Below are 12,832 nucleotides of genomic sequence, written 5' to 3' on the forward strand. Positions count from 1 at the left end.
CCCAACCCACCCTAGGAGCCGAACACCCATGAAAACGCACCGCATCGCCGTCATCGCTGGCGACGGCATCGGCAAGGAAGTCATGCCCGAAGGGCTGCGCGCGCTCGAGGCGGCCGCCAGCCGCTTCGGCATCGGCTTGCAGTTCGACCATTTCGATTTCGCCTGCTGGCCCTACTGCGAGCGCCACGGCCAGATGCTGCCAGACGACTGGAAAGAGCAGATCGGCGGCCACGACGCGATCTACTTCGGCGCCGTCGGCTGGCCCGAGAAAATCCCCGACCACATCTCGCTCTGGGGCTCTCTGCTGCGGTTTCGGCGCGAGTTCGATCAGTACGTGAACCTGCGCCCGGCGCGCCTGCTGCCCGGCATCAGCGCGCCCCTGCGCCGCCGCGACGGCAGCCCTTACGCCCCGGGCGAGATCGATATGTGGATCGTGCGCGAAAACACCGAGGGCGAATACTCGAGCGTGGGTGGGCGCATGTACGAGGGCAGCGAGCGCGAAATCGTGCTGCAGGAAACCGTGATGAGCCGCCACGGCGTCGATCGGGTGTTGCGCTTTGCCTTCGAGCTGGCGCAGAGCCGCCCCAAGCAGCACCTGACCAGCGCCACCAAGAGCAACGGCATCGCCATCACCATGCCCTACTGGGACGAGCGCGTGGCGGCCATGGCGCGCCAGTACCCCGGCGTGCACGTGGATCAGTTCCACATCGACATCCTGTGCGCCCACTTTGTGCAGCGCCCCGACTGCTTCGACGTGGTGGTGGCGAGCAACCTGTTTGGCGACATCCTGAGCGACCTCGGGCCGGCCTGCACCGGCACCATCGGCGTGGCGCCCAGCGCCAACCTGAATCCCGAGCGCCGCCACCCCTCGCTGTTCGAGCCGGTGCACGGCTCGGCCCCCGACATCGCCGGGCGCGGCATCGCCAACCCGATCGGCCAGATCTGGTGCGGGGCCATGATGCTCGATTTTCTGGGCCACCGCAAGGCGCACGACGCGCTGCTGCAAGCCATCGAAACCGTGCTGGCTTCGGGCGGCGACGCGCCACGCACCCCCGACCTCGGCGGCCGCGCCCACACCGCCGACTTGGGGCGGGCGATCGCCGAGGTGGTCGGCGCATGAGCGCAGCCCCGGCGGCCCCGGAAGCCCAGCAAGCGCTTCCAGCCCCCGGCGCCGGCCCGCAGTCGGTCTTTGCCTTGCTCGACGACTGCGAGGCCAGCGCCGCGCAACCCAGCAGCCGGCTCTACACCGGCTTCGTGCGCGAGCACGTCTGCACCGACGCGACCGACCGCGCCGCGCTGGACGCCCTGTGGGCTGCCGTGGCGCAAGACCAGCGCGCCGGTTTGCACGCGCTGCTGCTGGCCGATTACGAATGGGGCGAGGCCTTGGTGCTCGGCCAGCCCTCGGGGGACTATCCGGGCGCGGCGCTGCGCTTGCTCATGTTCAGCCACCTGCAGCGGCTCGCGCGCGAGCAAGTCGGGGCCTGGCTGCAGAGCTGGCCCGGCTCTGGCGCCGGTGGCGGCACGCTGGCGCTGCAAGAGAGCGTCGATGAAGCGGGTTTTGCTGCCGCCATCGAGCGCATCCACGCCGCCATCCGCGCCGGCGAGACCTACCAAGTGAATTACACCTACCGCCTGCAGGGCCAGGCCTGGGGCGAACCGGTGGCGCTGTATGCGGGCTTGCGCGCGCGCCAACCGGTGCCCTTTGGTGCGCTGCTGCGCTTGCCCGACGACCGCTGGCTGTTTTCCTGTTCGCCCGAGCTGTTTTTGCGCCAGCAGCACGGGGTCTTGAGCGCGCGGCCCATGAAGGGCACGGCCGCGCGCCGCCTTGCACTAGGCAGCGACACAGAAAGCGATGGCGTAGGCGACCGCGAGGCTGACCAGGCCAGCGCTCGCCAGTTGCAAACCGACCGCAAGAGCCAAGCCGAAAACGTGATGATCGTGGACTTGCTGCGCAACGACATCGGGCGCGTCGCACTCACCGGCAGCGTGCAGGTGCCGGCCCTGTTCGAGATCGAATCCTACGCCACCGTGCACCAGATGACTTCCACCGTGCAGGCCCGGCTGCGGCCCGAGGTCGGCTGGCCCGAACTGCTGCGCGCCACCTTCCCCTGCGGATCGGTGACCGGCGCGCCCAAGCACCGCACCCTGCAGCTCATCCGCGCCTTAGAGAGCACGCCGCGTGGCCCCTACTGCGGCGCCATCGGCTGGCTCGACGCCGCGCCACCGGGCCAGCGCGTGGGCGACTTCTGCCTCTCGGTGGCCATCCGCACACTCACGCTCGGGCCGCCGCACCAAGGCCTGCGGCCGCTCAGCCTAGGGGTGGGGGCGGGCATCGTGCACGACAGCGTGGCCGCCGACGAACTGGCCGAATGCCGCCTCAAAGCCAGCTTCCTTACCGGATTAGACCCCGGCTTTGATTTGTTCGAGACCCTGCTGCACCTTCCCGGTCGTGGCTTGCAGCATCTGGCGCTGCATCTGGCGCGCTTGGCGGCCAGCGCGCGGGCGCTGGGTTTCGCCTTCGACCCCGAAGCGGCCCAGGCGCTTTTGCGCCAGCGCACGGCCGAGTTGCCCACCGATGGGCCGGCGCGGGTGCGGCTGGCGCTGTCGCACAGCGGACGGCTCAGCCTTGCGCACGCTCCTTTGGCGACATTGCCGCCCGGTGTCGTGACACTGCGGCTGCACCCCGAGCCGCTGCCGCTGCACAACCCGCTGGCCGCGCACAAGACCACGCGCCGCAGCCACTACGACGCCGGCATCCGCGCCGCCGAGCGCGAGGGCGCCTTCGACAGCCTGTTTTTCAACACCGCCGACGAGCTGATCGAAGGCGGGCGCAGCAACGTTTTTTTGCGCTTGGGCGGCCGCTGGTTCACCCCGCCCGTATCTGGCGGCGCCTTGCCCGGCATCCAGCGCAGCTTGCTGCTCGCCGACCCCGCTTGGGCCGCCAGCGAGGCCCGCCTGACGCGGGCCGACCTGCAACGCGCCGAGGCCATCGTGGTGTGCAATGCGCTGCGCGGCGTGCTGCCGGCGCGTTTGCTATAGCGCATCAGAGCGCGCCCGTGCAAGCGCCCCAGAAAACGAATCTTGTCAAACCAAAATAGAAATGTCCCCTATTTGCACAAAGTAGAAATGTCCCCTTCCTGCGGGCCGAGCGTGCTCAAGGCTCAGCCGCTGGGGCAGGCTGGCGCAGGGCGTAGCCCGTAGCGGGCCTGCCCCAGCGGGGGCGGGCTGATGTGGGTGTCGGGCTGCAAGATGCCCTGCTGGCGCATGGCGTCTTGCATCTCGACTTGCGCCCTGACCTTAAGCGCTCTGCGATCCTCTGCGCTCAACGCATCCACACGCTGGTTGACCTCCTTGTCGTCGGCCACCTTCTTGTGGCGCAGGTGCTCGTGCACCAAGTAGCCTTGGTAGGCCAACGGCTGGCCGCGGTAGAGCAGTTCCAGCCGCCCATCGCCGTACTGGGCGATATCCACCTTGGCCTTGGGTTTGGATTGGGGTTAAAGGTAGTGCCGAAGGACGATCATACGCTCCCGATTGTCGCCCACGACTGCGCGGCGGGCTGTGGTGTGAGACACAGAGAAATGGTCGGCTATGGCGTACCACGTAGCACCGGATTCCCGCATTTTTCGAGCATGGGCGGCCTGTTGGTCGCTCATTTTTTTGGGGCGGCCTCCGATGATGACGCCGCGCTTAATGGCTGCAATCTGTCCGGCAATGGTTCGTTCTCTGATCATGGAGCGCTCGAGCTGAGCCACTGCGCCAAGGACATGTAGAGTGAATTCGCCTATAGGGGTGGAGGTGTCTATGGGCTCGGTCAGGCTTTTGATCATGGCACCGGACTGTTTGAGCTTTTGAATGATGGAAAGCAGATCGGGAAGGCTGCGGGCCATGCGGTCGAGCTTCCAGACTACAAGGGTGTCACCTGGCTGCAAGGACTTCAGAGCGACATGAAGCTGTGGACGGGCACCGACGCCGCTGCCCTTGTCTTGAAAGATTCGCTTAACGCCTGCTAGGTTGAGGGCGTCGAGCTGCAAGGCGGTGTCTTGGTCGAGGGTAGACACGCGGGCATAACCGACGAGCATCAGCGAGCGGATACAACCTGAACCAGTGGATTTTGGGCGGTGGATGATGAAAGACCGCCAAAATGGTGATGGGCATGCTGTAGGAGGGTCAGCGCGCCATAGATGGCCAAGCAGTAAACGACTGTGCGCCAGATGGTGCCTGCTGCACCGGGCAAGGGCGGTCCCTCGCTGTCTGAACGAAATTGCTTGGGGTCATAGCGGTATTCTTTTTCGATGCGACGCCGCTGGACGTCGTTGTACCAATCACGATCATCTACACCCATGTTTATGCACCTCCTGCCTTGAGTGTAGCGGTTTGGCGTTGAAGTGGGAGCCGTTCGCTCCAGTAGGGTGACATGGGGGGATCTGCACCCCCCATACCCCCCAGTGGGCTTTGCCCCCCCGCAAGCGGGCCCCCCCCGGTGTAATCAGGAGAGGGCGGCGGCAGGGTGGACCTCGAGGCTGCGGCGGCAGGGTGGACCTCGAGGCTGCGGCGGCAGGGTGGACCTCGAGGCTGCGGCGGCAGAAAACGAATCTTGAGCCCCGGTTACAATGCGCCAGCCATTTCAGCCCAGCGCGCCTTCCCCGGTGCGTTCGGCTAACATCAGGGGTTTCCCGGTGGGGTGCTTAGCTCAGTTGGTAGAGCGGCGCCCTTACAAGGCGTAGGTCGGCGGTTCGAACCCGTCAGCACCCACCACCCACCAGCCCCATGCCGATGAGCCCGGCATTCATTCCCACGTTGCAGGCAGCGCCCACATGTTTGATTTTTTTCGCAACAACATCAAGTTCCTGATGGCGGTTCTGATGTTGCTGATCATCCCGGCCTTCGTGCTCGTCGGGGTCGAGGGTTATGGGCAACTGGGCGCTGACCCCAACGCCGTGGCGCGCGTCGGCGGCACCGACATCACGCGCGAGCAGTGGGAAGAGCGGCACCGCAACCAGATCGATCGACTGCTGGAGCAAACGCCGGGCCTGCAGCGCGCCCAGCTCGACACCGAGGCCAGCCGCTTTGCCACGCTCGAGCGCATGATCGACGAGCAACTGGTGGCCCTGGCGGCCCAAGATGCCCGTTTTCTGGTCACCGACCAGCAGCTCGCTGCCACACTGGCGCAAGACCCCACCATCGCCCAGCTGCGCCGCCCCGACGGCACGCTCGATCTGGAGCGCTACCGCCAAATCTTGGCCATGCAGGGCCTGACACCCGAGCAATTCGAGCAATCGGTGCGCGCCGACCTGATCCGCCGCCAGTTGCTCGAGGGCTTGGCCGTGACCGCTTTCGCCCCCCCGAAGCTGGCCGAACAGGCCTTGCAGCCATTTTTCCAGCGCCGCGAAATCCAGTTCACGGTGTTCCGGCCTGATGACTTCCGCGCCGGCGTCGCCCTCACCGAGGCCGACCTGCAGGCCTTCCACACCCAGAATCCGAACCTGTTTCAGTCGGCCGAACAAGTCGATGTCGAATACCTGGTGCTTGATTTGAACGCGGTGGCGCGGGGCATCACCATCAGCGAAGCCGATTTGCGCGCGCATTACGAGCAAACCCGCGCCCAGCTCGCCGCCAAAGAAGAGCGCCGCGCCAGCCACATCCTGCTCACGCTCGAGCCGGGCGCCAGCCCCGAACAACAAGCCCAGGTGCGCGCCCGCGCCGAAGAGCTGCTGGCCCAGGTGCGCCTCAACCCGGCCCGTTTTGCCGAACTCGCGCGCGCGCACTCGCAAGACCCCGGCTCTGCCGCCAGGGGGGGCGATTTGGGCTTTTTTGCCCGTGGCGCCATGGTGCCGCCGTTTGAGCAGGCGGTGTTTGCGCTGCAGCGCGGCGCCATTTCGGACTTGGTGCAGACCGATTTCGGCTTTCACATCATCCAGTTGCTCGAGGTGCGCCAGCCGGCCGCCGAGCCCTTCGAGGCCGTGCGCGAGCGCCTCGCGACCGAGCTGCGCCAGCAACAGGCGCAGCTGCGCTTTGCCCAAGCCGCCGAAACCTTTTCCAACTTGGTCTATGAGCAGGCCGACTCTCTAGCGCCCGCCGCGCAGGCGCTGGGCCTGACCGTCAACCGCGCCCAAGCGGTGGTGCGCCGCGGCCCCCAGCCCGCCGGGCTTGCTCCCGCCTTGACCCATCCCGAGCTGCTGCAGGCCCTGTTTGCCAGCGACGCGCTCACGCTCAGGCGCAACACCGAAGCGATCGAGGTTCAGGCCGGGCAACAGCTGGTGTCAGCAAGGGTGCTCGCGCACCGGCCCGCGCAGCTGCAGCCCCTAGACGCCGTGCGCCCACAAGTCCGCGAACTGCTGCTGCAGCGCCGCGCGCTGGATGCCGCGCGCACCGAAGGGCAAGCCCGCTTGGCGGCCTGGCGCCAAGCCCCGGAAGCGGCCCAAGGCCGGCTGTCACCCGCCGTGGCCCTGTCGCGCACCGAACCGCAAGGCGCGCCCGCCGAGGTGCTGCGCGCCGTGCTGAGTGCCGCCGCCCCAGCATCCGCCGATGCCCCGACTTGGGTAGGCGTCGATATGGGCCCCGACGGCTACGCCGTGATCCGCATCAACCGCGTGCTCGAGCGCGAGGCACCCGACGCGGTGCGCGCCGGGCTGGAGCGCAACCAGCTCGCCGACCTGTGGGCACAAGCCGAAACCCAAGCCTACCTGCGGCATTTGCGCACGCGCTTCGAAGTCGAAATTTTGCAGCCACGCCCCACCGCCGAAACCGCCGCCGCGTCCTGAATCAGGGGTATAATCTAAGGCTTGCGGTGGCTGTAGCTCAGTTGGTAGAGTCCAGGATTGTGATTCCTGTCGTCGTGGGTTCGAGTCCCATCAGCCACCCCAAAAAATTCCTGTAAAAACGAGGACCTTACGGTACTCGTTTCGTTTGAGGGGCGATCCTTAATCAGATCCATTGCTGTTGTCCGCTGAAGGATCGATGTGGTATCCGCGCCGCCGCTCGAATTCGCGGTACTGACGGGAGACTTCAGCGTCCGTGTAGTTGCCTGCGACGGCATCGTCCGCCCCCCCCTTTGCCGTCGAGGCCCGGCAAACCGCCGAGCATGCCGCCCCAGGCTTCGCGTTCCTGGTTCTCACCAACGAAGGGCAGCAGGTAGGCGTCCAGGATGCCTTTGCCCGGCGTAGCGATCTCGGTGCTCAATGCGGTCAGGTAGTCTGACTTACTCGTGCGGTGCCATTCGATGCAGAAGCCGGCTCGATGGCATAACTCGCTGTGGACCACCAGCATGGTGCGGCCGTTGCCATCCAGACGGCGAGGAAGTCTTCATAGCGCAAGGCACTTCGCCGTTTCGCCAAGTATGCGATGGCTTCGTCCAAGCTGACCCGGAACATCTGGTGTTCCAGTTCCTGGACGATCTGCGGATCCTTCTCGGCGAACTTGTTTCGCAGGTAGCCGGAGGTCTCGAAATCCTTGAACGGATCAAACACCCTGCTTGCACTCCCGCAGGTAGTTCACGAGCAATCTCGCCATGTCATCCTTGGTCAGCCTACCTGCACGCTTGAGGGCGACCAGCAGATCCTGCACCGGGCCGGAGCGAACTTCGTCTCCGGCTAGGCGGGTTACCGTCTCGGCCCATTGATCGGCGGCAGTCGGCTCATACCGAACCCCATAAGAGCCCGCAAGCCAGCGCACATAGTTGCCCACATCGGTGGTTGGGAACGTCGTTGTGTCCCAAGGCTTGATTCTTAATGCCGTGAAGGCCCTGCGATTGCGATTGTTGACGTATTGCACGGCGCTCTGGCCTAGGGCCAGCTTGCGGGAAACACGGCGGTCGCCTGTGTCCAGCACCAGCGTGCCCCTTGCGCCGGTGGTTACATGAGCCTTTAGCTTTAGCGCTACCTCACGCGCCAGCGTCTCGACATCCACGACTGGCGTCACCTCGTGCGTGGATTCGTCCCGGCGGGCCTTGGCGTAAACGCCTGCGCCCAAGCGGAGCAATTCCCCGTCGCGCTGAAGCGTCTTGAGCGCTTCCGAAATCTGCGATGCGCTGCCCAGCCGCGCGAGTTCGGCGCGCAGTACAACGTGGCCGGAGCGGCGCCGAATGGACTGGCGCATCCGGTCTGCAAGCTTCATCGTAGAACCCATCCGTCAATTTTAACGCCTTTGGGCTGTTTTTGTGAAAAAAACAATGGTGTCAATGCGTTGGGTTTGCATAACCTGCCGGTGCTCAGGCAATTCTTGCGGACTTGCCGCTAGAAATCCGAGCCGGCTGACCCCGAGTTCACCCTCCGGCGCAGGCCCTCGGGGTAAGGGATGGGGCAACACAACGCCCCGCCTGAAATTGCCCCAATTGTGTCATTTTCTCAAGCGATAATGGCCGCGTGAACCACGCACCCGAACAGATAACATTCGAGCTTCCAGCCAAAAAAATCAGCACCCAACGGGCCAGCCGACCCATTGTCGGCGCGGCGGCGGCGCTGTCGATCTCGATTCCCCATGCCATAGGCGTCGGGCTGCTGGCTTTTGCGCCGTTGGCCACCCTGGGCTCGTTTAGTTTTCTCGCTCTGTGGTCGGCAGCTGTGCCTGGGGCCTTGCTCACGCTGCTGGCGCGCAGCAAGGGGGTGGTCTATGGGCCCTCGACGGCCGTGGCGCTGCTCTTTGGCGGCATGTTGGCCTTGGTGATCGATGCCGGCGCAGCGGCGTCCATAACTGCCGCACAGGCGCTGGCGATCACCGGCGTTTTCGCAGCGTTGGGTTTTTTGTTGCAAAGCCTGATTGCTTGGAGTGGCTTGGCCCGCATGGCGCGCTTCATTCCGGTTGCGGTGACGCAAGGTTTCGCGGCCGGGGTGGGCTTGTCGCTCATTTTGGCGCAGGTCAAGGGGTTGTACTTCATCAGCGGCGCGCACTGGGGCGCGTTGCTGGGCTGGCACGTAGGGATCGCAATGGCTGTGGTGGCCCTCAGCCATGTGTTGCAGCGTCTGTGGCCGCGTTTTCCCACGTGCTGATCGCCGTCACCCTAGTCGCCTTGCCGTGGCTGTTCTGGGCCCCCGGAGTCGAGCTGCGCATGGCGGCCGAGCAAGCGGTTTTTATGCTGCCCGTGGTGCCCGACTGGTGGGCTGCGCCGTGGTGGTTGGTGATCGACCGGGTGGGTTTTCAACTTGCATCGCTGGCTTTGTTGATGGCGGTGGTGAACTCGCTCGAGGTGTTGGTCTATCACCAGCATCTGGAGGTTGAGCACGGACAACGCACTGCGCATGGGCCGGTGTTGGGGCGCGAGGGGTGGGTGGGGGTGGGCTGTGCGCTGCTGGGCATGATTCCAGCCTCGACCAGCTTGTCGCACTCGCTCACCGCGCTCTTTTACACGGGCAAACCGAGCCTGCGGGCTGGGCAGTGGCACGCGCTGGCCATGATCGCCGTGGGTGTCAGCGGCTACTTGTGGCTGCCTTGGGTGCCGATGGCGGTTTTGATGGGGGCGCTGCTGATCACCGGTGTGCGCATGATTCCGCCTCCTCTGTGGGGGCTGCTCCAGACCCGCGAGGGCCGTGGGGCGCGCCTGCAGGCTTGGGTGGTGGCCTTGGTGTTCGTGGGCTCCAGCGGTGCCTTGGCGTTGCTGGCGGGTCTGCTGGTGGCCACTTTGGATCTGCTGCGCGCCTCGGGGGAGCACGCTATCCGGCGCATTCACTTGCAAGGCAAACTGCGTTCGCGCCACGTGCGTGGGCCGCAGGATGAAGGCTGGCTGGCGCCACGCATGGCCACGGTGGCGGTGTTTGAACTGCAAGGCATCGTCTCCTTTGGGGTTGCAGCCCAAGTGGTGGAGCAGGTGCGCTCCCATCTGAATGGCCACCGCTGCGTGATACTGGATGCCTCGCGCGCGCCCTCTTGGGACGAAACCGGCTGCCTGCACCTGATCGCCTTGGCGCACGAGCTGCAGACGCAAAACGTGGCGCTGCTGCTGTGCGGCGTGCGCGGTTTGGCGGCGCAACGCATGGCCCGGTTGCACATCTACACCGACCTCGACCACGCCCTCGAATGGGCCGAAGACCAGATTCTGGCCAGCCGCCCTGCAGCGGCAGCTCAGGCGGATTCGGTGCAGGCGGATTCGGTGCAGGCGGATTCGGTGCAGGCGGCGGCGCTGGGGGAGTTGAGCGACGGGCTCGATCCCGCGCAACAAGCGGCGTTGCGTGCCCTGATGAACAGCCAGCGCTATGCGCCGGGCGCGGTCATCATCCGCCAAGGTGAGCGCGAGCGCACGCTGCTGTGGGTCGCAGCGGGTACGGTGACACTCTCGACCGCTGAAGTACCAGAACAGGGGCTGCGTTTGTCGGTGATCGGGGCCGGGGCGGTGTTTGGCGAAATGGCTCTCCTGAACGGGATCGCCCGCACCGCCTACGCCCACGCCGGTGCCCACGGTGCCGTGCTCAGCAGCTTGTCGTGGGAGCGCTTTCAGCAATGGAGCCGCGACGACCCCGAAGGCGCATTGCTTTTCATCACAGCCCTGGCGCGCATGGGCATCCGGCGCCTGGGGGGAATCTCACAAGAGCTGCGCGCCGCCATGGAGTGATGATGGGGCTTTGGCCCGACCTTGAGGCGGCGCGGCGGCCCCCAGCCATCTACCGGCCGAACAAAAAAACCGTGGGCAGCTCCAGCGGCAGGCGCGGGCGGTGTTGCTTCCAAGCGCCGACACTGGCGCTGTGGATGGCTTGCTGCGGCAAGCCCAAGCCCGCGCACAGCGCCAGCCGCGTCTGGGCTTGCAGGGTGGTCAGCAGGCTGTCGAGCAGCGCTGGGTTGCGGTACGGGGTTTCGATGCAGATTTGCGTCTGGCCGCTGCGCAGGGCCAGTGCCTCGAGCTCGCGGATGCGCTGCACCCGGGCCTTGCTTTCTTGCGGCAGGTAGCCCACAAAGGCAAACCGCTGCCCATTGAGCCCGCCGGCCGCCAGCGCCAGCATCAGCGAAACCGGCCCCACCAGGGGTGCCACGGGCAGGCCCAGCTGGTGCGCGGCGCGCAGCACCGAGGCGCCGGGGTCGGCGATGCCGGGCATGCCGGCTTCGCTCACCAGCCCCACGTCGTGGCCCTGCAAGGCTGGGGCCAGCAGGGCGGTGGCGTTGTGGCCTTGTTGGGGGTCGTGGTCGCCTTTTTTGTGCACCTCGCGCGGCAGCTCGACGATCTGCTGCGCTTGCAGAGGCTGCGACAGCGGCACCACCTGCCCGACGCGCTTGAGGAAGGCGCGCGTGCTTTTGGCGTTTTCGCACACCCAGTGCTCCAGCCGCGCAGCGGTCTGGATGGTCAGCAGGGGCAGGCTGTGCTCCAGCGGCGGGGCCGCGGCCGCCGGGTCGAGGCAGCCAAAGTCGAGCGGGGTCGGCACCAGATACAGGGTGCCCAGCGGCGCGCTGCGGTTCATGGCAACGCCACCCCAGCCTGGCGCAGCAGCTGGGCGGTGCGGATCAGGGGCAGGCCGATCAGGGCGGTGGGGTCGTCGCTTTCGATGCGCTCGAGCAAGGCGATGCCCAGCCCCTCGCTTTTGGCGCTGCCGGCGCAGTCGTAGGGTTGTTCGGCCTGCAGATAGCGCTCGATTTCCTCGTCCAGCAACGGGCGAAATTGCACCCGCACCGGCGCCATGGCGCTGCCGCTATAGCCGCTTTCGAGGCACACCAGCGCCACCGCAGTATGAAAGCACACGCTTTGGCCGCTCATGCGGCGCAACTGGTCGCGGGCGCGTTCGTGGTTGCCGGGTTTGCCGAGGGCTTGTGCGTGCAACTCGGCGACTTGGTCCGAGCCCAGCACCAGCGCCTGCGGGTGCCGCTCGGCCACCGCCTGCGCCTTGGCCAGGGCCAGCCGCTGGGCCAGCGCGGCCGGGGCTTCGCCGGGGAGCGGGCTTTCATCGACATCGGGCACCACCACGGCGAAGGGCAGTTGCAAGCGCTGGAGCAACTCGCGCCGGTAGGGCGAGCTCGAACCCAAAATCAAAGGGCGGTTGAGTGCGCTTGCCAAAGCGGCGGCGGGCAGGGCGGGAGAGGGCGAAAAGGGTGAGGAGGGCGCAACGGTCATGCGCCCATTATCTGATCTGCTTGCAGCCTACTTCAGGCTGCCGGCCAAAAACTGCGCCAGGCGTTCGCTTTGGGGTCGGGCCAGCACCTCGCGCGGGTCGCCTTGTTCCTCGATGCGCCCTTGGTGCAGAAAAATCAGGTGGTTAGACACTTCGCGTGCAAAGCCCATCTCGTGCGTCACCACCACCATGGTGCGGTGCTCCACGGCCAGTTGCTGCATCACGCGCAGCACCTCGCTCACCAGTTCCGGGTCCAGCGCGCTGGTGGGCTCGTCGAACAGCATCACTTCGGGCTCGACCGCCAGCGCGCGCGCAATCGCCACCCGCTGCTGCTGGCCGCCGCTCAGGTGCGCCGGGTAACGGTCTTCCACCCCGCTCAGCCCCACGCGCTCTAGGTACAGGCGCGCCGTCTGCACGGCCTGCTCGCGCGGCAGCTTGAGCAGGTGCACCGGCGCCTCGATGATGTTTTGCAGCACCGTCATGTGCGCCCAGAGGTTGAAGCTCTGGAACACCATCGCCAGCCGGGTGCGCAAGCGCTGCAACTGCTGCGCGCTGGCGGCCTCGAGCTCGCCGGTGCGCGTGGGCCGCAGGTGCAGTTCCTCACCGGCCACAATGATGCGCCCTTGGTGCGGCTTTTCCAGCAGGTTGATGCAGCGCAGCAGCGTGCTCTTGCCCGAACCCGAGCTGCCGATGATGCTGATCACGTCGCCGGCGTGCGCCTTGAGCGAGACGCCCTTGAGCACCTCGTGGCTGCCGTAGCGCTTGTGCAAGTCGATGACTTCGAGCTTGGATGGGGTGGCGAGCGACAT

The 12,832-nt window shown here is 66.2% G+C and carries 14 protein-coding genes and 2 tRNA genes; 7 read left to right on the plus strand and 9 right to left on the minus strand.

Annotated features, from left to right (window positions below; translation table 11 throughout):
• The first annotated feature begins 28 nt into the window (after positions 1-28).
• Positions 29-1,120, plus strand: coding sequence for a tartrate dehydrogenase (locus ACVMK0_RS04570; RefSeq protein ID WP_476464455.1), 1,092 nt, complete (start codon positions 29-31; stop codon positions 1,118-1,120).
• Positions 1,117-3,039 carry a chorismate-binding protein gene (locus tag ACVMK0_RS04575; protein WP_476464456.1) on the plus strand — a complete coding sequence of 641 codons (1,923 nt, stop codon included), beginning with the start codon at positions 1,117-1,119 and terminating at the stop codon, positions 3,037-3,039. Before ACVMK0_RS04570 ends, ACVMK0_RS04575 begins: the two co-directional genes overlap by 4 nt.
• A gap of 122 nt (positions 3,040-3,161) precedes the next feature.
• Here the strand turns inward: ACVMK0_RS04575 and ACVMK0_RS04580 are convergent, their stop codons facing one another.
• From ACVMK0_RS04580 to ACVMK0_RS04590, 3 genes are read right to left on the minus strand one after another with little or no spacing between them, the layout of a single operon-like run.
• Positions 3,162-3,470 carry a hypothetical protein gene (locus ACVMK0_RS04580; protein ID WP_476464457.1) on the minus strand — a complete coding sequence of 103 codons (309 nt, stop codon included), beginning with the start codon at positions 3,468-3,470 and terminating at the stop codon, positions 3,162-3,164.
• Positions 3,471-3,494: 24 nt separating this feature from the next.
• Positions 3,495-4,031, minus strand: coding sequence for a recombinase family protein (locus tag ACVMK0_RS04585; RefSeq protein WP_476464458.1), 537 nt, complete (start codon positions 4,029-4,031; stop codon positions 3,495-3,497).
• Positions 4,032-4,078: 47 nt separating this feature from the next.
• The gene (locus ACVMK0_RS04590) at positions 4,079-4,342 is read right to left on the minus strand and encodes a hypothetical protein (RefSeq protein WP_476464459.1); all 264 of its coding nucleotides are present in this window, start codon (positions 4,340-4,342) and stop codon (positions 4,079-4,081) included.
• 337 nt (positions 4,343-4,679) lie between these two features.
• Between ACVMK0_RS04590 and ACVMK0_RS04595 the strand changes: the two genes are divergently transcribed.
• The 3 genes from ACVMK0_RS04595 (at position 4,680) to ACVMK0_RS04605 (ending at position 6,863) form a co-directional block, all read left to right on the plus strand.
• Positions 4,680-4,755, plus strand: a tRNA-Val gene (locus ACVMK0_RS04595).
• Positions 4,756-4,814: 59 nt separating this feature from the next.
• Positions 4,815-6,761: a SurA N-terminal domain-containing protein gene (locus ACVMK0_RS04600; RefSeq protein WP_476464460.1), complete on the plus strand. Its 1,947-nt coding sequence runs from the start codon at positions 4,815-4,817 to the stop codon at positions 6,759-6,761.
• A 26-nt stretch (positions 6,762-6,787) separates the two neighbouring features.
• A tRNA-His gene (locus tag ACVMK0_RS04605) sits at positions 6,788-6,863 on the plus strand.
• Positions 6,864-7,005: 142 nt separating this feature from the next.
• Here ACVMK0_RS04605 and ACVMK0_RS04610 read toward each other — a convergent pair.
• From ACVMK0_RS04610 to ACVMK0_RS04620, 3 genes are read right to left on the minus strand one after another with little or no spacing between them, the layout of a single operon-like run.
• Positions 7,006-7,179 (minus strand): hypothetical protein, encoded by a 174-nt coding sequence (locus ACVMK0_RS04610; protein ID WP_476464461.1) that lies wholly within the window; start codon positions 7,177-7,179, stop codon positions 7,006-7,008.
• Positions 7,180-7,184: 5 nt separating this feature from the next.
• Positions 7,185-7,466, minus strand: a complete 282-nt coding sequence (locus tag ACVMK0_RS04615) for a hypothetical protein (protein ID WP_476464462.1) — start codon at positions 7,464-7,466, stop codon at positions 7,185-7,187.
• Positions 7,459-8,112, minus strand: a complete 654-nt coding sequence (locus ACVMK0_RS04620) for a hypothetical protein (protein WP_476464463.1) — start codon at positions 8,110-8,112, stop codon at positions 7,459-7,461. The genes ACVMK0_RS04615 and ACVMK0_RS04620 overlap by 8 nt, the downstream gene beginning before the upstream one ends.
• Before the next feature lie 248 nt (positions 8,113-8,360).
• Here ACVMK0_RS04620 and ACVMK0_RS04625 point away from each other — a divergent pair, with 248 nt between their 5' ends.
• Together ACVMK0_RS04625 and ACVMK0_RS04630 are read left to right on the plus strand one after the other, a co-directional pair.
• Entirely contained in the window at positions 8,361-8,984 is a 624-nt protein-coding gene (locus tag ACVMK0_RS04625) for a SulP family inorganic anion transporter (protein WP_476464464.1), read from the plus strand.
• On the plus strand, positions 8,960-10,540 hold the full coding sequence (locus ACVMK0_RS04630) for a cyclic nucleotide-binding domain-containing protein (protein WP_476464465.1): 1,581 nt from the start codon (positions 8,960-8,962) through the stop codon (positions 10,538-10,540). Before ACVMK0_RS04625 ends, ACVMK0_RS04630 begins: the two co-directional genes overlap by 25 nt.
• A gap of 49 nt (positions 10,541-10,589) precedes the next feature.
• Here the strand turns inward: ACVMK0_RS04630 and ACVMK0_RS04635 are convergent, their stop codons facing one another.
• The 3 genes from ACVMK0_RS04635 to ACVMK0_RS04645 are packed head-to-tail and all read right to left on the minus strand — an operon-like array spanning position 10,590 to position 12,832.
• Positions 10,590-11,378, minus strand: coding sequence for an SAM-dependent methyltransferase (locus ACVMK0_RS04635; RefSeq protein WP_476464466.1), 789 nt, complete (start codon positions 11,376-11,378; stop codon positions 10,590-10,592).
• Entirely contained in the window at positions 11,375-12,025 is a 651-nt protein-coding gene (locus tag ACVMK0_RS04640; RefSeq protein WP_476464467.1) for a Maf family protein, read from the minus strand. The genes ACVMK0_RS04635 and ACVMK0_RS04640 overlap by 4 nt, the downstream gene beginning before the upstream one ends.
• Positions 12,026-12,052: 27 nt before the next feature.
• Entirely contained in the window at positions 12,053-12,832 is a 780-nt protein-coding gene (locus ACVMK0_RS04645) for an ABC transporter ATP-binding protein (protein WP_476464468.1), read from the minus strand.

It is taken from the genome of Serpentinimonas sp. SSL01, from assembly GCF_056323735.1.